This window comes from Lentzea sp. NPDC020367, assembly GCF_044387305.1.
In the GTDB taxonomy this organism is placed as follows: Bacteria; Actinomycetota; Actinomycetes; order Mycobacteriales; family Pseudonocardiaceae; genus Lentzea.
The window spans coordinates 138929-158865 of the sequence record NZ_JBIRVV010000011.1 but is presented as its reverse complement, the minus strand read 5'-3'; the positions used below and the strand labels follow the sequence as shown (position 1 = coordinate 158865).

Sequence of the window (19937 nt, the reverse complement as noted above, 5' to 3'; positions counted from 1 at the left end):
CGTGGCCGACACCCGACAACGCCTGATCGACGGCGCGATCGAGACCATCCGCACGCACGGCCTGACCGGCACGACGGCGCGGAGCATCGCGGCCACCGCCGAGGTCAACCAGGCGCTGGTCTTCTACCACTTCGGCACCGTCCACGACCTGCTCCAGGCCGCGTGCCTCGCCGCGACACAGGCGAGGGTCGAGCTGTTCGCCGAACGCCTCGACCAGATCACCGACCTGCGGCAGCTCCTCGCGCTCGGCCGTGGCCTGCACACCGAGGAGCGCGCCCAGGGCAACGTCATGGTGCTCGCCCAGTTGCTGGCGGGCGCCCAGACCGACCCGAAACTCGCCGAGGCCACCGCGGCGTCCCTGCAGTTGTGGATCACGCCGATCGAGCGCGCCCTGACCAGGTTGCTGGCCGGCTCGCCGATGGCCGAGTTGATCGACACGGCGGGTCTCGCCCGCGCGGTGAGCGCCGGGTTCATCGGTCTGGAGCTCTACGAGGGCGTCGACCCGGACGGGGCCACGGCGGCGTTGGACGCGCTCGACCGGCTGGCCGTGCTCATCGAGGTGGTGGACGACCTCGGGCCGGTCGCCCTGCGCGCCCTGCGCGGCAAACTCCGCAAGACGGCCAAGAAAGTGCGCTAGGACAGATTTGAGCATCTGCTCAAATCTGGCTACCCTGCTGTTTGAGCAGATGCTCAAACAGCAGGAGGTCTCATGGCGCGGCGAACGCTCTACGTGGAGACGGTGATCCAGGCCGACCTCGACGAGCTGTGGCGGCGGACGCAGGAACCGCGGCAGCACCAGCGGTGGGACCTCCGGTTCACCCGGATCGAGAACCTGCCGAAGGCGGAACCGGACGCGGCACAGCGCTTCCGGTACGCCGTCCGCGTCCTGCCCGGCCTGACGGTGGACGGCACCGGCGTCAGCGTCGGCGAGCGCACCAAGCCCGACGGCTCACGGACGTCGGCGCTGCGGTTCAGCTCGGCGCATCCGTTGTCCCTGATCCGCGGCGGTTCCGGCTACTGGCGGTACGTGCCGACCAGCGCCGGGATCCGGTTCCTCACCGGGTACGACTACCAGCCCGGCTGGGGCCGGCTGGGGGCGCTGGCCGATCGCCCGTTCCGTCTCCTGCTGGGGTGGGGCACCGCCTGGTCGTTCGACCGGCTCCGGCTGTGGCTGGAACGCGGTGTCCCACCTGAGGTGTCGCTGCGGCGGGCGCTGCTGGACGCGGGAACGCGGCTCGCGGTCTGTGCCGTCGCCTGGTGGGCCGCACCGGCTGTGCTCGCCGCCGCTGTCACTCTCGCCGCCCTGCTGGCCCCGCCGTTGCCGTCCACGCCGGCCGCCAGGCGGTGCCGGCGCAATCCACCGGACCGCCGTTCGTCGACGGCGCCCTCCACCCTGTCCACCTTGGAGCACCCATGACGTCGATCTTCCAGCGGGCCCTCGGCGACGACTTCGACCGCCTTCACCCGCAACTGCAACGCCGGTTCGGTTTTGCCAGTGCGGACGGCGTCGCCTGCGTCGGCACGGGCACGATGGACCGGGTGTGGCACGGCCGCGGGTTCACCCGGCCGTTCCTCTGGCTCGGGGCCCAGCGCCACATCCTCCTTCCCGGCCACGGCCGCGACATCCCGTTCACCATCGAGAACTACCCCTACCGCGACTCGCTCGGCCGGGAGACGGTGACCTTCGTCCGCACCTTCACCTTCGACCGGCCGCGGCGCTGGGACGCCACGATGATCTACAGCCCCGAACGGGAGTCCGTTGTGGACTACCTGGGCACGCACCAGCACGTCTCCGTCGACCTGCACATGTCCGTCGACGAACGTGGCGGGCTCCTGATCCGCAGCGGGGAGCAGCGCTTCCACGAAGGCCCGCTGCACTTCCGCATCCCGGACCTGGTGACCGGTACGGCGGAGGTCCGCGAGTCCTACGACGACGAACTGGGCCGGTTCCGCATCAACGTCCAGGTCACCAACCACCGGTTCGGACCGCTCTTCGGCTACCACGGCACCTTCACCTGTGCCTACCCCGAAGGCGATTCCGTGCCGGACGCGATCAGGCCGGTGCGGGAGCAGGCAAGGGTCTGAACGGAGGTATAGACCAATACTGGCAACTGGCAAGCCGTGGAAACCCGTCGCGGAGCCAGTAGATCTCAGGGTGGGCGCCAGAGATCTACTGGAGGGGGCGTATGAGCGACAGGTGGAAACGGTCCGTCGCGGTCGCCGTGATCGCGGCGACCGGTCTCGTCTGGCCAGGAACACAGGCACACGCCGCACCGGTCACGCCGGGCGGCCAGGGACGCACGATCACACTGATCACCGGTGACCAGGTCGTGCTCACCGGATCCGGGCACGCCGAAGTGCGTGCGGCCGAAGGAAGAGAGAAGATCGGCTTCGTCACCCGGACCGACGTCGACGGCGACGTCAGCGTCATCCCGTTCGACGCACTCGGCATGCTGAGGTCCGGACAGCTCGATCCCCGGCTGTTCAACGTCTCCGAGCTCCTCGACAGCGGCTACGGCGACGCTGAGCGCGGCGACATCCCGCTGATCGTCACCCAGGCAGGCAGCTTGAACGCGCGCAAGGTGCGCGAACTGCCGAGCGTCGGCGGCGCGGCTGTGATCGCGGCCAAGGGCACGGCGTTCTGGAACACCCGCGACGCCACCAGGATCTGGCTCGACGGTCCGGTGCACGCGGTGCTGGACAAGAGCGTTCCGCAGATCGGTGCGCCCACGGCCTGGCAGGCAGGCCACACCGGGCAGAACACCAAGGTCGCCGTGCTTGACACCGGCATCGAACCCACCCACCCCGACCTCGCCGGCGCGGTGGTCGAGGCCAAGGACTTCACCAGCAGCGCCAGCGGAACCGTGGACAAGCACGGACACGGCACGCACGTGGCGTCCATCGTGACGGGCGACCACACCACCTACAAGGGCGTCGCGCCGGACACCAGGCTGCTCGTCGGCAAGGTCCTCAACGACTCCGGCAGCGGCACGGAGTCCGGGATCATCGCCGGGATGGAATGGGCCGCCACCAACGGCGCCCAGGTGATCAACATGAGCCTGGGCAGCGATGCCCCCAGCGACGGCACGGATCCGTTGTCGCAGGCGGTCAACGAGATCACCGCTCGGACGGGTGCCCTGTTCGTGATCGCCTCGGGCAACAGCGGACGCACGCCGGGCTCGCCCGCCGCCGCGGACGCCGCGCTCACCGTCGGCGCGGTCGACCAGACCGACGCACTGGCCGACTTCTCCAGCCGTGGCCCCAGGTTGCGCGACAACGCCGTCAAACCGGACATCACCGCGCCGGGTGTGGCGATCGTCGCCGCGCTGGCGAAGGACAGCATGATCAGCCGCAGGTTCCCGCCGGTGGGGGAGGACCACGTCGCGCTGGACGGGACGTCCATGGCCACCCCGCACGTGGCAGGGGCCGCCGCGATCCTGGCCGGTCAGCACCCGGACTGGAAGGCCCCGCAGCTCAAGGCCGCCTTGATGGGCAGCGCGAAGCCGAACCCGGCGCTGACCGTGTTCGACCAGGGCGCAGGACGGGTCGACGTCGCCAAAGCGGTGACGACGACGGTGCACGCGTCCGTGGGAAGCATCAACAACGGCATCGCGCAGTGGCCGCACACCGACGACGCGCCGATCGCCACCGCGGTGACCTACCTCAACTCCGGTACGTCACCCGTGACCCTGAACCTGGCCGCGGAGGTCAAGGGCCCCAACGGGAAAGCCGCTCCGGCGGGGATGTTCACCGTCGCCCCGGCGACCCTGACGATCGAGCCCGGTGCGACCGCCCAGGCCACGGTCACCACGAACACGAAGATCGATGGTGCCGACGGGATCTACAGCGGTGTGGTCACCGCCGGGGACGTCCGCACGCCCATCGCCGTCACGCGTGAGGTGGAGAGCTACGACCTCAAGGTGAACGTGCTCGGCACCGACGGCAAGCCCACGCCGGACTACGCGTTCCGGCTGGTCGACCTGAGCAAGCCGGAAATGCGCGTGCCGTACGACGCGTCGGGGTCGCTGACGGTCCGTGCGCCCAAGGGGCACTACTACTTCGAGTCGCAGGTGTCCACAACGGACGGTCGGTTGTCCGTCGCCATCGAGCCCGACGTGAACCTCGGCGCGGCCACCACGATCACGGTCGACGCGCGGCAGGGCAAGCCGGCCGGGCTCGTCCTCGACCGGCGCGGTGCCAAGGCCGGCGAGAGGTTCGTGGAGTTCGCCCGCTCGACCTCCTACGGTGGCAAGGACTTCCTGCGCACCAGGATCAGCCCGCCGGAGTACGGCGACGTGCTCGTCAGCCTGTCGAAGACCTCGGCGCCCGGCCAGTTCCGGTACTCGGCCGGCGGCAGGTTCGCCGAGCAGGACGGCACCGGGAGCTTCGACGCCAGTCCGTACCTCTACAACGTGCGAGGCGACGTCAACGGACGCATGCCCGCGGATCCCGTGCTTCGGGTGCGGGACAAGGACCTGGTCAAGGTTCGCACCACGCACGCCGCCACCGCGCCCGGCACCCTCGGCAACCGTCAGGGCATGATCACCAAGCCGCTGCCGTTCGCTCTCGACGAGTTCTACTCGCCGGAAACGCCGTGGCCCACCGAGTTCACCGAGATGACCGCCGAAGGGGAGTACAGGTCGCGCCTGTTCTCCAGCACCCCCAAGAGCTTCCCGCGGGTGAGGGCGACCACGGACTCGTACAACCTGGGGGTGTTCGGCCCCGACCTGCCCTCGAACCCGGACCGGCCGTCCCGGTACGCGGGCCGTTCCGGCGACACGATGGTGTTCCAGATCCCGCTGTTCGCCGACTCCCGCGACGACCGCGAAGGGTTCTCCGCGCACGCCGGGAGTTCCACGCTGTACCGGGACGGCGTCGAGATCGGCAGGATCAGCAGCACCAGCGGGCTTTTCGAGGCTGGGCCGGGGAAGGCCACCTACCGGTTGCACACGGAGGCGACCAGGGACCGCACGCTGACCAGCAAGATCATCGCCGACTGGACGTTCGCGTCCGACACGGTCGCCGAGGGCCCGGCCCAGCCGTTGCCGTTGATGGCCGTGAAGTTCGCGCCCGCCCTGGACGGGCACAACCGGGCGAGCCGATCGTCGTCGACGATCGTGCCTGTGTCGGTCAACCACAACACCGGCGTCGACGCCAAGCCGACCGGCGTCCAGGTGTCGCACGACAGGGGCGTGACCTGGCGAGCGGCCCCGCTGTTGTGCCGTGACGGCAAGTGGTTCACCGTCCTGAACCACCCGAAGGGCGCCACCTCGGTGTCGCTGCGGGCATCGGCACGGGACACCGCCGGCAACTCCGTCAGCGAGACCATCGTCGACGCGTTCCTCCTGAAGTGACCACGTCCGGCGGGGTGCCCCAGCGGTACCCCGCCGGACTTGCTCCGTTCGAGGAATTTGTATTGCCCGCGTAACGACCCGATCGCTCACAGAGACATCAGCCTTGGTGTCCGCGCGAGGTGAGGGTGTGTCGATGAAGATCGATCTGTTCAACGAGATCCAGAACCCCGGCCCTGCCCCCGAGCAGTTCCGCTTCCGCCAGGCCCTCGACCAGGCCCGGCTCGCCGACGAGCTCGGCTACGGCTGCTGGTGGCAGGTCGAGCACCACGGCGCCGGCGAGTTCAGCCTGTCCTCCGCCCCCGAACTGATGCTCGCCGCCCTGTCCCAGCAGACCTCCCGGATCCGTCTCGGCCACGCCGCCGTGCTCGCACCCGGCCGCTTCAACCACCCGATCCGCGTCGCCGAACGCGCCGCCACCCTCGACCACCTGAGCGGCGGCCGCGTCGAACTCGGCCTCACCCGCTCCACCATCCCCGAGTGGAACCTCTTCGGCGTCCAGCCCGCCGACGCGCGCACCCAGACCGCCGAGGCGTTCGAGATGGTGCCGAAGATGTGGACCACCGACCGCTTCTCCCACAGCGGCGAGCACTACGACGTCTCCGACGTCTCGATCATCCCCAAGCCCCTGCAGACCCCGCACCCGCCGCTGTGGCAGGCCGCCGCGTCCCCGACGTCGTTCGAGGAGGCCGGCCGCCGCGGTGTGGGCGTGCTCGGCACCACGATCTGGGAGTCCATCGACCGGGTGGCCCGCATGATCGACCTCTACCGCGCGGCCGCCGCCGAGTGCACCTCGCCGGTCGGCTCGTTCGTCAACAACCAGGTCGCCTACTTCACCTTCGTGCACTGCGCCGAGACCGATGAGCAGGCCATGCGCAACGGGGCAGCGGCCGCCGCGGCCTGGTACACGGTGACAGCGCTGCGCTTCTTCAACGCCGCCGCTGAGTTCGCCGCGACCATGCAGCGCCACCAGGACATCCTCGCAACCGGCGACGGCGGCCTCACCGGCGAGTTCCTGCGCGCCGAGGTGGACGCCGTGCCCACCGACGCGCAGCTCGTGATCGGCCGGATCATCCAGGGCGAGGACGTGCCGGAGGACGAGCTGTTCGAGGTGCTGTCGGCGCAGCAGTCGCTGATCGTCGGCAGCCCGGACACGTGCCGCAAGAAGCTGCAGGCCTACGCGGACCTCGGGATCGACCGGCTGATGTGCCTGCAGCAGATCGGGCCGATCGGGGCGGACGAGGTGATGACCAGCATCCGGCTGATCGGGGAGCTGATCCCGGAGTTTGACCGGTCCTGACACCTCGTTCACGCCTCCGGCCCGGCCAACTTGCTTCGAGTCTCGAACTTGTTATGCTCGCTCGAAGATACTTCGAGACTCGAACGACTTGGGTGGGTCATGGACTCCTTGAACGGCATCACCGCGCTCGTCACCGGAGCGTCGAAAGGGCTCGGGCGCGCCTATGCGGTGGAACTGGCACGCCGGGGCGCCAACCTCGTGCTGGTGGCACGCAGCACGACGGCGCTGGAAACGCTGGCGGCAGAGGTGCGGGCCGCGCACGGCGTGACGGCGGCGGTCATCGGCGTGGATCTCGCGGACCCTTCAGGCCCCGAGACCGTCGCCAAGGCCGTCGCCGGGCTCGGCGTCCAGGTCGACCTGCTGGTGAACAACGCGGGCTCGGGCTCGGCCGGCCGGTTCCTCGAGCGTCCCTTCGAGCAGAGCACCCGCTCGGTCGCGCTCAACGTCGGCGCGCTGATGGAGCTCACCTACCTGTTCGGTCGCGAGATGGCGGCCAGGGGAGCGGGCGGCATCATCAACGTGAGCTCGACGGCGGCGTTCCAGCCGATGCCCTACCAGGCGAGCTACGGCGCGACGAAGGCGTTCGTCCTGTCGTTCACCGAGGCCGTCGCCGAGGAACTGCGGGGCTCCGGCGTCCGCGTCATGGCCGCGCATCCCGGGGCGACCGACACCGGTTTCTTCGACGGCACCACGGCCACGATGGATCCGCGCGTGACCGACTCGCCGGAGTCGGTCGCCGCCCGCACGCTCGACGACTACACGCGCGGGCGCGTCGCGTCCTATCCCGGACGCGGCGTGAATCGGCTGACCACGCTGGTGTCGCGGGTCATGCCGCGTCGCACGGTCACCAACGCCGTCGCCGCGCTCAACCGCAAGCTCGGCCTCGACGTGGTCACCGACGTGCCCTGAGCCGTCACGGTCCCATCGCGTCCAGGGGCAGCACGACCTGGAACCGCGTGTCGCCCGGTGCCGACTCCACGCGGATGGAGCCGTGGTGCTTGTTGACCACGATCCGCCACGAGATCTCCAGCCCGAGCCCGGTGCCCTCGCCGACCGGCTTGGTGGTGAAGAACGGTTCGAAGATCCGGCTCTTCACCTCGGCCGGGATTCCGGGGCCGGTGTCGCCGATCTCGACGACGAGGTGCTTGTCCTGCCTGGAGGTCCGGACGGTCAACGTGCCCGACCCGCCCATCGCGCTCAGGGCGTTGTCGATCATGTTCGTCCACACCTGGTTGAGCTCGCCCGCGTACGCGGGGATGTGGGGGAGCGTCCGGTCGTAGTCCTTGACCAGCCGGACGTCGCCGAGCTTGCCGCCGAACATGACCAGGGTGGAGTCGAGCAGCTCGTGCACGTCGACCACCTGGAACGGCGCGCGGTCCATCTGCGAGTACTGCTTGGCCGCACCGACCAAAGTGGACACCCTGGTGGTGGCGTCCTCGATCTCGTTCATCAGCATCTCGGTCTCGACCGTGTACCTGAGCCAGTGCACGGCCGAACCGGTGACGGCCGCCGGGCACGCCTTGAGCTCGCTCTCCAGCCACTCGACGTCCAGTCCGGCCGCGACCAGCACGGGTGCGACGTCCCAGCCGCCGCCGATGTCGTGGTCGTCGAGCCAGTCGGCGACCTCGTCCTCGGCGTCGCTGGCCTGCAGCGGACTGAGCTTCGGTGCCTTGGCGACCCGTTCGACCGCCTTCTCCTGAAGCTTCACCAGTGAGGGCAGCGTGGCCGGGTCGAGCGCCCCCTGCGCGAGGAGGGAGAGTTTGTGTCGCATGCCCGCGACCCGCTCGCGCAGTGCCGCGGTCGCCCGCACGGCCGCCGCGGCCGGGTTGTTGAGCTCGTGGGTGAGGCCCGCGGACAGGGCACCGAGCGCGGTGAGCCGTTCGTGCTGGCCCACCGTCGCCTGGGTGTTGCGCATGCCCCAGAACAGGCCCTCCAGCAGGTGCATCGCCATCGGGAACCACGCGCGGATCATCGGCCCGAACTCGTCCGCGTCGAACTGCAGCATCGACGTGGCGGTGATCGACTCGACGGTCATCTGGTAGGTCGGCTGGTCGAGCTCCAGATAGGCCTGGGTGGCACCGAAGTACGAGCCGCGCAGGTCGCTGCGGCTCACCTCGATCCGCTGACCGCCGATGGTGCGGCACAGGGCGACGGTGCCCTCGAGCAGCACGAAGAAGCACGTCGCGGGCTCGCCTTCGGTGAGCACGGGCGTGCCCGCCGCGCGGGTCTCGATGTGGCCGTGGCCCGCGAGCCAGTCCAGCTGTTCCTGGCCGAGCTTCTCGAACAGGAACAGTTCGCGCAGGTCAGCCGCGGTGAGCCTCTCCATCACGACCTCTCCAGATAACGGTGGACCAGCGTGACCGCCATGGCACCCTCCCCGACCGCGGACGCGACCCGCTTCACCGAGTCCGCCCGGACGTCCCCCGCGACGAACACGCCGGGCACGTTCGTCTCCAGGTGGTACGGCGCCCGCTCGAGGTCCCACCCGGACGGTGAGCCGCCGAGGTCGGGGCCGGCGAGGAGGAAGCCGTGCTCGTCGCGTTCCAGTGTGCCGTCCAGCCAGTCCGTGCGCGGGGCGGCGCCGATGAACGCGAACAACCAGCTCGCCTCGACGGTCGTCGTCTCGCCGGTCTTGTTGTGCAGCAACGTCAGCGTCTCGAGGTGGTCCTCACCCGTGCCGCCGCAGATCTCGGTGCGCGTGCGCACCTCCACGTTCGGGATCGCCGCGAGCTGGTCGATCAGGTACCGCGACATCGACTGCTCCAGCGAGTCACCCCTGACCAGGATCACCACCTTGCGCGCGTGCCCGGAGAAGTAGACGGCCGCCTGGCCCGCGGAGTTCGCCCCGCCGACCAGGTAGACGTCCTGACCGGCGCAGTTCGGGCCCTCCGTGGTCGAGGCGCCGTAGTACACGCCCCGCCCGGTCAGCTCGCCGAGTCCGGGCGCGTCGAGCAACCGGTACGACACACCGGTGGCGAGGATGACGGTGTGGGCGGCGAGTTCGGTGCCGTCGCCGAACCGCACGATCCGCGCGGCACCCCGGCGTTCCAGGGCGACGACGTCGCGGGTGGTGAGCAGCTCGACGCCGAACTTCACCGCCTGCCTGCGGGCCCGTTCGGTCAGCTGCCCGCCGGACACCCCGTCCGGGAAGCCCAGGTAGTTCTCGATGCGGCTGCTGGTCCCCGCCTGGCCACCCGTCGCGATCCGTTCCACCAGGACGGTCCGCAGTCCCTCCGACCCGCCGTACACCGCCGCGCCGAGCCCCGCGGGCCCGCCGCCCACGACGATCAGGTCGTAGAACTCGGCGGACGGCTGCGTGCTCAGCCCCACCTCGGCGGCGAGCTCCGCGTCCGACGGGTCGACGAGAGCCGTGCCCTGAGCCGTGACCACGACCGGCAACGTCGCCCCGTCCTGGTGCGCCGCCGTGAGCAGGCAGCGCGCCTCCGGCTCGTCGAGCGCGTGCCAGCGGAAGGGAACGTTGTTGCGTGCCAGGAAGTCACGCACCTCGTAGGACCGCGGCGACCAGCGGTGCCCGATCACCCGCACCCGCTGCGGTGGCTGCCGGTCGCTCACCGCCCAGGCCCGCAGCTGCTCGTCGAGCACCGGGTAGAGGTTCTGCTCCGGCGGGTCCCACGGCTTGAGCAGGTAGTGGTCGAGGTCCACGACGTTGATCGCCTGGATCGCGGCGTCGGTGTCGGCGTAGGCCGTGAGCAGCACCCGGCGTGCCTGCGGGAACACGTCCATGGCCTGCTCGAGGAACTCGATGCCGCTCATCTGCGGCATCCGGTAGTCCGCGAGCAGCGCCGCGACCTCCTCACCGCGCAGCTTGATCTCGTGCAGCGCCTCCAGCGCCTGGGACCCGGACTCCGCCCGGACGATCCGGTAGTGCTCGCCGTACATCCGGCGCAGGTCGCGCGCGACCGCCCGCGACACGGCGGGATCGTCGTCCACCGTGAGAATCGAAGGCCGCGCGACGCGGCCGGCAGTCGTCATGCGCCCAGTCAAACACCAGAACTTGTCGATGACAGCAACAGAGGTACCGTCGTGCCGTGGCAACTACTTGCGAACACGTCGCCGAACTGGGCGCGGAGCCCACTCCCAGCACGCTGGAGGGGTGTGAGGACTGCCTGGCCGTCGGCGGCGGGTGGGTGCACCTGCGCCTGTGCCTGGGTTGCGGCAAGGTCGCCTGCTGCGATTCGTCGCCCGCCAAGCACGCCTCGAAGCACTTCGCCGACGAGGGTCACCCGATCATGCGCTCCTTCGAGCCGGGGGAGACCTGGCGCTGGTGCTTCGTGGACAACACGGTCGTGTGATCCTCAGCCCGGCACCTCGTCCAGGTACGCCTGAGCCTGCAGCGTGAACAGCTCGGCGTACCCGGCCTTGGCCGCCATCAGTTCCTCGTGCGTCCCGTACTCGGCGACCTTCCCGTGCTCCAGCAACAGGATTCGCTCCGCCTGTCGCACGGTCGAGAACCGGTGCGAGATGTACAGCGTCGTGCGGCCCTCCGACAGCTCCCGCAGTCGTGAGAACAGGTCGTGCTCGGCCCGCGCGTCCAGCGCCGACGTCGGTTCGTCGAGCACCAGGATCGGTGCCTCCCGCTGGAACGCCCTGGCCAGCGCGATCTTCTGCCACTCGCCGCCCGACAGGCTGACGCCCTGGTCGAACCAACGGCCCAGCGGGCTGTCGTAGCCCTGGGGCAGCCGTTCGATCCGCTCGTCCGCGCCGGCTCGGCGGGCCGAGCCCTCGATGTGCGGCCGGTCTTCGAGTCGTGTCAGGTCGCCGAGGCCGATGTTCTCCGCGGCCGTGCCCTGGTACGTCACGTAGTCCTGGAACATCGCGCTGATCCGCGTGCGCAGTGCGACGGGGTCGTACTCGCGGATGTCGACGCCGTCGAGCAGGATGCGGCCGCCGGTCGGGTCGTAGAGCCGGCAGAGCAGCTTGAACAACGTCGACTTGCCCGCGCCGTTGCGGCCCACCACGGCCACCGTCTCGCCGGGCCGGATCTCGAAGCTGACGGCGTCGAGCGCGGGTTCCTCGGCGCCCGGATAGCTGAAGGTCACCGAGTCGAACTCGATGTGACCCTCCACTGTGGACGGCATCGGTCGCGGTGACGCCGGCGCCGTGATCTCCGGCTTGGTGTCCAGGAACCTGTACAGCGTGTCGAGGTAGAGGTTGTTCTCGTACATCCCCGAAAGTGCCGTGAACAGCCCGGACACCGACGCCTGCACGGACGCCGCCGCTGCTGTGTACAGCGCCAGGTCTCCCAGCGTGAGCCGGCCGCCGACCGCTTCCAGCGCGATGTACAGCGTGATGGCCGAACCCGCGGCCGTGCTCAGCAGCCCCCACGAGGTCGAGCTGATGTTGCGGTTCACCGTCAGCTTCCGCTGCCGCTCGTAGGAGACGGTGCCGAGCCGGCGGAACCGGTCGACGAAGTACGGGCCGAGCCCGAACAGCTTCGTCTCCTTGGCGTAGGTGTCCGTCGTGACCAAGGAGGACAGGTAGTCCATCCGCCGCTTGATCGGCGACATCATGAAGGTCAGCCAGAACGCGCGTGAGCCGTACTTCGACTGCGAGATGAACGCCGGGATCGGCGCCACCAGCGCGACCAGGGCCAGCAGCGGGCTGATCGAGACGAGCAGCGCGATCATGCTGCCGAACGTGATCAGCGTCCGCAGCAGCCCCAGCGCGGAGTTCATCATCGACAACGGCCGCGTCGGCGCTTCCTGCGCGGCCTGACGCAGCATGTCGTACGACGTCGAGCCCTCGAAGTAGGCGAGGTGCAGGTCGCTGGCGTGCTGCATCACCCGGTGGCGGATGGTCAGCGTCATGCGTTCCTGCAGCAGTGCCTGCGCGATCGACGTCAGCGCGCTGCTGACCGCGGTCGCGCCGAGCACGCCGAACTGGAGCAACGCGACCTTCGCGATGTCACCCGTGGTGCCGGTGTGCTGGATCGCCGCGACGACGGAGTCCAGCAGCAGCTTCGCGATGTACGCGGTCACGGTCGGCAGCAGTCCCGACAGGAGCGTGATCAGCGCCAGCAGGATGGTCAGGGTCGGGCTGGCCTGCCACGTCAGCCTCGCGACCTTCGGCAGGCCGCGGACGGTGCCCGCCACGGACGTCTTCGCGCGCTTCAGCCGGGAGCGCAGGTCCTTCGGTTCGTCGTCCGGTTTCGGTTCCGGAATGTCGACGGGTCCGGTGAGTCCGCTCTCCGGCACCGTCGTGGCGCGCCGCCGACGGCCGCGCCGGCCCAGCATGAACTCCATGCCGCCCCCGCCACCCGGGATCATTCAGCCTCCACGGCGCCGTGCAGGAAGAAGTCGACCACCTGGCGCGTGGTGGGCGCGTCGATGTCCGCGGCCAGCCGGCGGCCGCCGAACAACAAGGTCAGGAACAGGGCCGCGAGCTGCTCCGGTGGCAGCCGCAGCCGGTCCTTCTCCGGCGTGAACAACTCGACCATCGCCCCTCGGATGGCGGCCATCGACTCGCGGCGCCCGCCCTTCCAGCTGCCGCGCTGGTCCTTGTGGCGCTGTTCGGGGTCGCGGTGCTTGATCCGGCCGGACGCGTGCAGCGCGCCCATCAGCGCGCCCATCCGCTCGAGGTGCGCGCCGAGCGCTTCCGCGGCTTCGACGAGCCGGTCTTCCAGGGGCTGCTCGACGGGGATCTCGGCGATCGCGTCGAGCACGTGGTCGGGTCGCAGTGCCTCGGCCGTGCAGGCGTCGAACAGCTCGTCCTTGTCCTTGAACGCGCGGAAGATGGTGCCCTCGCCGATGCCGGCGGCGCGGGCGATCTGGCTGCTCGTCACGTTGGCGCCGTGCTCGATCAGGAGCGGCAGCACCGCGTGCACGATCATGGCGCGCCGGTCCTCGGCGCTCATGCTCGGCGCTCTGCGCCGGGTCTCGGGTGCTGGTGTCATGCATCCATCATGCGGAGTGAGTGCTCACTCCGTCAAACGAGTATCGACGACCCGGCGGCCGGACCACCGGTCCGCGGCAATCCGCGGTGGCCTGATGCGGTGAGACGTCGATCCCGTTGCGCGATGCCGCATTTCATGGCTTGGGCGGGGGAGTCGGCCCATTTTCGGAGCTGTGAGCTGCGATGAGCTGCCTTCTGCGTTCGAATTTTCGGCATTGCTGTTTCGTGAATCGGGATTTCGTGCCCTCTTTGGCAGGTCGTTAGCTTCGATTCATGGAATGGAGCTTTCACTCGGCCGAAGAACTCGTCACCGCGATGCGCGCCGGTGCGGTGACGTCGGTGGAACTGACCGAAGAGGCGATCGCCCGCATCGAGCGCGACGACGAGGTGATCAACGCGATCTGCGTGCCGGACTTCGACCGTGCGCGGGTCGCCGCGCACCGTGCCGACCAGGCCCGCGCACGTGGTGAAGACCGCCCGCTGCTCGGGATCCCGGTGACGGTCAAGGAGTCCTACGACATGGCCGGGCTGCCCACGACCTGGGGCATGCCGCAGCACCGGGACTACCTGCCGGACGAGGACGCGGTGCAGGTGTCACGACTCAAGGCCGCGGGCGCGGTGGTGCTCGGCAAGACCAACGTGCCGTTGGGGCTGCAGGACATCCAGAGCTTCAACGACGTCTACGGGACCACCACCAACCCGTGGGACCACGGTCGCACGCCCGGCGGATCCTCCGGTGGGTCGGCGGCGGCCCTGGCGTCCGGGTTCGGCGCGTTGTCCATCGGCTCGGACATCGCCGGCTCGCTGCGCACCCCCGCGCACTTCTGCGGCGTTCACGCGCACAAGCCGACGCTCGGACTGGCGGCGAGCCGGGGCATGGTCGCGCCGTCCGAGCCGGCGTTGCCCGTCGACCTCGACCTCGCCGTCGTCGGTCCGATGGCGCGCACCGCCCGCGACCTCACGCTCCTGCTCGACGTCATGGCCGGACCGGACCCGCTGACGTTCGGCGTGGCGCACCGCGTGGCACTGCCGCCCGCCCGCCACGAGCGGCTCCGCGACTTCCGGGTCCTGGTCCTCGACGACCACCCGCTCATCCCGACCGGGTCCGCGGTGCGGGAGGGCGTGAACCGGATGGCCGCCGCGCTTGCCGACGGGGGCGCCCGCGTCGAACGGCACAGCCCGTTGCTGCCCGACCTGGTCGAGGCCGCGACGCTCTACATGCGGTTGCTGGTTTCGGGCTCCGTCGTGCGTTTTCCCATCGGGTCGCACGAACCGAGCGCGGACGACCAGAGTCTTCACGCCGTGCGGCTGCGCGCCATGGTGTGCAGCCACAGCGACTGGATCGAGGCGAACAACCGCCGCGAGGTCCACCGCCACGGCTGGCGGCGGCTGTTCGCCGAGTTCGACGCCGTGCTGTGCCCGATCACGCCGACGCCCGCGTTCCCGCACGACCACCACCCCGACCCGATGGAGCGGCGCATCGACGTCGACGGCGTCGAGCACCCGTACTTCGACCAGTTCGTCTGGGCCGGCCTGGCCACCATGCCCGGCCTGCCCGCCACCGCCGTCCCCGCGGGCCTGTCACCCGAGGGCCTGCCGGTCGGAGTGCAGCTGATCGGGCCGATGTTCGAGGACCGCACCCCGCTGCGGCTGGCCGAACTGCTCGAGCAGGGGCCTGCCCACCCCAGGCAGGCCCCTGCTCAGTTCGTCAGGCCTAGCAGCCGCCTGGGCGGATCGAGCTGATCTTGTCGCTCATGTCGTACTGGGTGACGTTCCCGGTCCAGATGGCCGCGATGGGCAGGCACCGCCCCTTGAAGCTGGCCTCGGTGTAGACGGACCACACCTGTCCGGTCCGGTTCCTGATCGACGAGGTGATGTTGTCGAAGTCCAGCGGCAGCGTGCGCTTCTCGGCCTTGTGGCCCGTCACCCTTCCCTGTCCGTCGACGTGCTCGAACAGGCAGAAGTTGCCGGCCCCGCACCGGTCGAACCCGGACGCGGCGGGCGCGGCGGACGCCGTCGCGGCGCCCCCGATCGAGATCAGGCCTGCCGCCACCACTGCCGCGGCCGCGATGAATCGGTTGTTCTTCACGAACTTCCCCCTCTGTGGATCCGCATGTCAGATCCCGTCACCACGCTGCAGGGACCCGTCCTCACCGCGTCACCGCGCCGTCCTCCCGCAGGTCAACTGGCTAGGATCGGCAGCTGGGGGAGGGGAGTCGATGGACTTCTGCGTGCTGGGGCCACTGGAGATCTGGACGGCAGGGGGACGGCTGGCGCTGCCGGGGACGCGGCACCAGCGGGTGCTGGCGACGCTGCTGCTGACTCCGGGCGCGGTCGTGCCGATGGCGCGGCTGATCGAGTCGACGTGGGAGGACGAGCCGCCGGCGACCGCGACCAAACAGGTGCAGAACTGCGTGTCGGCGTTGCGGGACCGGCTGGGCGACGCCGAGCAGCGGCTGATCGTCACCGACGGTCCCGGCTACCGGCTCGTCGTCACCGACGACCAGGTCGACCTGCTGCGGTTCACGAAGCACGTCGCCGAGGCGCGACGGCAGGCCGGCATGGGCGCGTTGCGCGACGGGGTGCGCGAGATCCGGACGGCGTTGAAGCTGTGGCGCGGCCCGGCCCTCGACGGACTCGGCGCCGGCGTGCTGGCCGGGCGCGCGGCGCGGCTCGACGAGCAGCGCCTGGACGCGTTCGAGTCGTGCGTGGACTGGCAACTCGAGCTGGGGCAGCACCGCGAGGTCATCGACGAACTGGCCGAGGTCGTGGCCGAGAACCCGCTGCGCGAACGGCCGCACGCCCAGCTCATGCTCGCCCTCGACCGCGCGGGGCGGCAGGCCGACGCGCTCAGGGTGTTCCAGCAACTGCGCGCCGGACTGGCCGAGGAACTGGGCATCGATCCCGGCACGGAAGTCCGGAAGCTGCACGAACGCGTCCTGCGCGGCGAGAACCGGCAGCAGCGCGCGACTCCGGCACCGGCCGACGACCTGGACCGCGCGGCGAAGGAGCTCGCGGCGGCGATCACCCGGCAGTGGACGGCCGAGGCCGAGATGCGGTCGTTGCGACGACCGAAACCGGTGCCGCTGCGCTGGTCGAGCACCGAACGCGAGGTGGCGGCCGCGGCGTCGGCGGTGCTGGGCGAGCGTCCCGGCACCGGCTCGGAGCGGCTGGTGCTCAGCGGCGACCTGACCGACGTCGTGGCCAAGTTCCGGCAGGTCCCGTCGCGGCAGCTGGTCGTGCTGGGCGAGCCCGGTGCCGGCAAGTCGGTGCTGGCCATCCTGCTCACCCTCGGCCTGCTCGCCGACCCACCGCCGGGGGAACCGGTGCCCGTGCTGCTGACGCTGGCGTCGTGGAATCCGCACCACGAGCACCTGGACGCCTGGCTGGCCCGGCGGCTGGTCGAGGAGTACCCGGGGCTGGCCAACACCGCCGTCTACGGCCGGGACGCCGGGCTGCGCCTGGTGCTCGAAGGCCGGGTCGTCCCAGTGCTGGACGGACTGGACGAGACGCCGCCCGGCCTGCACACGGCCGCGATCGACGCCCTCGACCAGGCCGTCGGCTCCGGCCGGCCGCTGGTGGTGACCTGTCGCGGGGCCGAGTACGAACTGGCGGTGCGGGCCGCGGGCTCGTTCCTGACCAGGGCCGCCGTGGTGGAGATCGAGCCGGTGGAGATCGAGGACGCCGTCGAGTTCCTGACCGCGCGCCGACGTCCCGGCGAGACCCGCTGGCGGCCGCTGGTCGAGAGGCTGCGCCGGGAGCCGGCGGGAGCGCCGGCCCAGGCGCTGCGCACGCCGTTGATGGTCGACCTGGCCAGGAGCGCCTACGCCAACCCGGCCACGGACCCGGGCGAACTCTGTGACACCGCACGGTTTCCGGACCGCGCCGCGATCGAACGGCACCTGCTCGACGCGTACCTGCCGTCCGTGTACGCACGCCGTCCGTCCCCGCCGGACAGGCTCGGCGAGCCGCGCGACTACGACCCGACGGACGTCGAGCGCTGGCTGTCGTTCCTCGCCCGGCGGCTCGAACGCGACCGCACCCGCGACCTCGCCTGGTGGCGGCTGGACCGGGCGGTGCCGCGCCACGTCGTCGGCCTCTACCTCGGCCTTCCGCCCGCGCTGCTGATCGCGCTCGCCGGTGCGCTGGCGGCGGACCCGGTCACCGCGGCGATCTACGGCGTCTCCTTCGGCGCCGCCGGCGTCGTCACCCACGGCATCGGCCGCAGGCCGGGCCCGCAGCGGGTCGAGGCGACCTTCACGGGGATCGCCGGCCGGTTCACCCGCCGTTTCGCGGCGGGCGCGGCGGCCGGGGCCTGCCTCGGCTTCGGCTGGTCGCTGCCCGCCGGGGTGATCGGGCTCGTCGCGGTGGTGTTCGGCCTGGCAGTCGGCGTGCACGTCTGGCTCGGCACGCCGCTGGACGCCAACCGGGTGTCCAGCCCCGGCACCGTGCTGCGCCAGGACCGCGCCGCCGCCCTGTCGTTCACGCTGGCGTTCACGGTGTCGCTCAGCCTGTTCTACGGCCTCGCGCTGCGCCTCACCCAGGACGAGCCGACCGTCCAGTTCCTGGACGGCCGCTTCGACGTGGTGTTGAGCCTGGCGGGAGGCGTCGCCGCCGCCCTGCTCGGGCGGTACTTCGCGCCGAAGCCGGGCACCGTCACGTACGGCGTCGCCGGGGCGCTGATCGGCGGCCTGGTGATCACGAACGTGCCCGGCGTGGGCCAGGCGGTGGCCGCCGGAGTTCTGTTCGGGCTGGCAGTGGGGCTCAGCGTCTGCCTGTCCCGCGCGTGGGGCGCGTTCGGCTGCACGCGGTTGTGGCTGGCCGCCCGCGGCCACATTCCGTTGCGATTCATGGCCTTCCTCGACGACGCGCACCGCCGCGGCGTGCTGCGACAGGTCGGCGCGGTGTACCAGTTCCGGCACGCCCGGCTGCAGGAGAGGCTCTCCGGCGACGAGTCCGCGCGATGATCGGGGAACCTTGGGCCGTCTCGTGCGTTGGCGTTGGTGAGACCTTGAGCGCCCCAGCGGGAGGACCGGGAATGAGACTGCCGGACCGCGAGCAGCAGGAACTGGACGAGATCGAGCGCCGCCTGGCCGAGGACGACCCGAAGCTGGCCGCCAAGCTCACCCGCCCGGCACCCAGGGTGCCGCGCCGCACCCTGGTCTTCGCCGGGTTGCTGCTGACCTATGCGGCCGGGCTGATCGTCGTGATGGCCGGAGTGACGCTGTCCTCCGTGGTGCTGATCGCGCTCGGCGCCTGCGTGGTCCTCGGCGTGTTCGCCTGGTTCGCCGTGCGGGTCTGGCGCGAGCACCGCGAGTAGTGGTGGCGGGATCGGCAGACCGGCTCGCCTGGGCGGTCGCCATCGCGGCCGCGGCGGGTGTGCTGGCCGTCGAACCGTTCGCCGCTGGTACCGGGCGCCGGTGTGACAGGCGGCGCTACCGCGCGCCCTGCCGAGGGGTCTTGACCGGGCCGGGGAAGAACATGTTGGTCCTGGCCTGGTAGAGCGCGTAGTCGGGGCGCTTGCGAAGGCTGTAGTGCTCGGCGGGGCGCGCGCCGGTGTGCTTGGTCAGCGTGACGTACAGCGTCCAGGAGGCGAAGAACAGGCCCAGGGTCAGCATCACCCACACCAGCGGCGTGGTGTCGTGGAACCTGGCCGGCAGTGACGGCAGCGCGACCAGGACCAGGGCGTTCCACTGCATCCACTGGAAGAAGTAGTTGGGGTGCCTGCTGTAGCGCCACAGCCCTCGATCACAGGTACCCCGCGTGCCACTGGCGGCGAACCGCTGCTTCTGCCGGTCCGCCACCGACTCCAGCACGTAGGACGCGGCCCAGAGAGCCAGAGCGGCGCAGGACCAGACGGACAGCGGCCGCTGCCCGTCGGCGGCGACGAGGAACGCGGGGACGGCCAGCACCGACGCGTTCGCCAGTCCCTGCAACCAGATCTCGTACTGGACGGACCACGTCTCGCTGCGGAATCCCTGCCGTTCCCAGCGTCGCCGCTGGTACTGGTAGCGGGGCAGTTCGATCTTGGGGGAGCCGGGCTTCCACCAGCCGTGCCGCACGGTCAGCACCAGGCTCCACAGACCCATCCGCGCCCCCATGGCCAGGTAGGCGAGCGCGACCGCGACCAGCGGAACGCTGAGCCGGTCGGCGGTGAGCAAGGTGACCAGGCCGATGGCCACGAGGCCCCACGGCCAGGCCACGTCGACGTACGACACGTGCCGCGTGAGGTACCCCGGGACGGCCGCCGCCAGGGTGAACAACACGACCTGTGCCACCAGGTTCCACCACGCGGGTCCCGCGGTGGCCGGGGCCAGCAGCAACGCGACTCCGACCAGGACGAACGGCAGCATCGACCAGATCCGCCGCATGCG

Annotated in this window: 16 protein-coding genes; 10 read left to right on the top strand and 6 right to left on the bottom strand. The window is 70.6% G+C overall.

What is annotated here, in order from left to right:
* Position 1 precedes the first annotated feature (1 nt).
* From ACH413_RS35470 to ACH413_RS35445, 6 genes are all read left to right on the top strand, one after another.
* Positions 2-637, top strand: coding sequence for a TetR family transcriptional regulator (locus tag ACH413_RS35470; RefSeq protein WP_360038508.1), 636 nt, complete (start codon positions 2-4; stop codon positions 635-637).
* 72 nt (positions 638-709) lie between these two features.
* Entirely contained in the window at positions 710-1417 is a 708-nt protein-coding gene (locus ACH413_RS35465) for a hypothetical protein (RefSeq protein WP_360038505.1), read from the top strand.
* Positions 1414-2085, top strand: a complete 672-nt coding sequence (locus ACH413_RS35460; RefSeq protein WP_360038502.1) for a DUF4166 domain-containing protein — start codon at positions 1414-1416, stop codon at positions 2083-2085. The genes ACH413_RS35465 and ACH413_RS35460 overlap by 4 nt, the downstream gene beginning before the upstream one ends.
* 101 nt (positions 2086-2186) lie before the next feature.
* Positions 2187-5354, top strand: a complete 3168-nt coding sequence (locus ACH413_RS35455; RefSeq protein ID WP_360038499.1) for a S8 family serine peptidase — start codon at positions 2187-2189, stop codon at positions 5352-5354.
* Between the two features lie 133 nt (positions 5355-5487).
* On the top strand, positions 5488-6651 hold the full coding sequence (locus ACH413_RS35450) for an LLM class flavin-dependent oxidoreductase (protein ID WP_360038496.1): 1164 nt from the start codon (positions 5488-5490) through the stop codon (positions 6649-6651).
* 99 nt (positions 6652-6750) lie between these two features.
* Entirely contained in the window at positions 6751-7560 is an 810-nt protein-coding gene (locus ACH413_RS35445; RefSeq protein WP_360038493.1) for an SDR family oxidoreductase, read from the top strand.
* Between the two features lie 4 nt (positions 7561-7564).
* On the opposite strand, the gene ACH413_RS35440 is transcribed toward ACH413_RS35445, so the two are convergent.
* Both ACH413_RS35440 and ACH413_RS35435 read right to left on the bottom strand, forming a co-directional pair.
* Positions 7565-8977: an ATP-binding protein gene (locus tag ACH413_RS35440; protein ID WP_360038797.1), complete on the bottom strand. Its 1413-nt coding sequence runs from the start codon at positions 8975-8977 to the stop codon at positions 7565-7567.
* Positions 8977-10644, bottom strand: coding sequence for an FAD-dependent oxidoreductase (locus ACH413_RS35435; protein ID WP_360038490.1), 1668 nt, complete (start codon positions 10642-10644; stop codon positions 8977-8979). Before ACH413_RS35435 ends, ACH413_RS35440 begins: the two co-directional genes overlap by 1 nt.
* Positions 10645-10700: 56 nt before the next feature.
* Between ACH413_RS35435 and ACH413_RS35430 the strand changes: the two genes are divergently transcribed.
* Positions 10701-10964, top strand: coding sequence for a UBP-type zinc finger domain-containing protein (locus ACH413_RS35430; protein ID WP_360038487.1), 264 nt, complete (start codon positions 10701-10703; stop codon positions 10962-10964).
* 3 nt (positions 10965-10967) lie between these two features.
* Here ACH413_RS35430 and ACH413_RS35425 read toward each other — a convergent pair whose 3' ends face one another.
* A complete protein-coding gene (locus tag ACH413_RS35425; RefSeq protein ID WP_360038794.1) occupies positions 10968-12914 on the bottom strand; it encodes an ABC transporter ATP-binding protein in 1947 nt (648 codons plus the stop codon).
* Positions 12915-12934: 20 nt separating this feature from the next.
* Positions 12935-13525 (bottom strand): TetR family transcriptional regulator, encoded by a 591-nt coding sequence (locus ACH413_RS35420; protein WP_360038791.1) that lies wholly within the window; start codon positions 13523-13525, stop codon positions 12935-12937.
* Positions 13526-13836: 311 nt separating this feature from the next.
* Here ACH413_RS35420 and ACH413_RS35415 point away from each other — a divergent pair, with 311 nt between their 5' ends.
* Positions 13837-15306 carry an amidase gene (locus ACH413_RS35415; RefSeq protein WP_360038484.1) on the top strand — a complete coding sequence of 490 codons (1470 nt, stop codon included), beginning with the start codon at positions 13837-13839 and terminating at the stop codon, positions 15304-15306.
* Here ACH413_RS35415 and ACH413_RS35410 read toward each other — a convergent pair.
* Positions 15278-15652 carry a peptidase inhibitor family I36 protein gene (locus ACH413_RS35410; RefSeq protein WP_360038481.1) on the bottom strand — a complete coding sequence of 125 codons (375 nt, stop codon included), beginning with the start codon at positions 15650-15652 and terminating at the stop codon, positions 15278-15280. The genes ACH413_RS35415 and ACH413_RS35410 overlap by 29 nt on opposite strands.
* Positions 15653-15782: 130 nt before the next feature.
* Between ACH413_RS35410 and ACH413_RS35405 the strand changes: the two genes are divergently transcribed.
* Together ACH413_RS35405 and ACH413_RS35400 are read left to right on the top strand one after the other, a co-directional pair.
* Positions 15783-18530: a BTAD domain-containing putative transcriptional regulator gene (locus ACH413_RS35405; protein ID WP_360038478.1), complete on the top strand. Its 2748-nt coding sequence runs from the start codon at positions 15783-15785 to the stop codon at positions 18528-18530.
* 71 nt (positions 18531-18601) lie between these two features.
* Positions 18602-18883 (top strand): DUF3040 domain-containing protein, encoded by a 282-nt coding sequence (locus tag ACH413_RS35400; RefSeq protein WP_360038475.1) that lies wholly within the window; start codon positions 18602-18604, stop codon positions 18881-18883.
* Positions 18884-18998: 115 nt separating this feature from the next.
* On the opposite strand, the gene ACH413_RS35395 is transcribed toward ACH413_RS35400, so the two are convergent.
* The gene (locus ACH413_RS35395; RefSeq protein WP_360038472.1) at positions 18999-19934 is read right to left on the bottom strand and encodes a DUF1295 domain-containing protein; all 936 of its coding nucleotides are present in this window, start codon (positions 19932-19934) and stop codon (positions 18999-19001) included.
* Positions 19935-19937 lie beyond the last annotated feature (3 nt).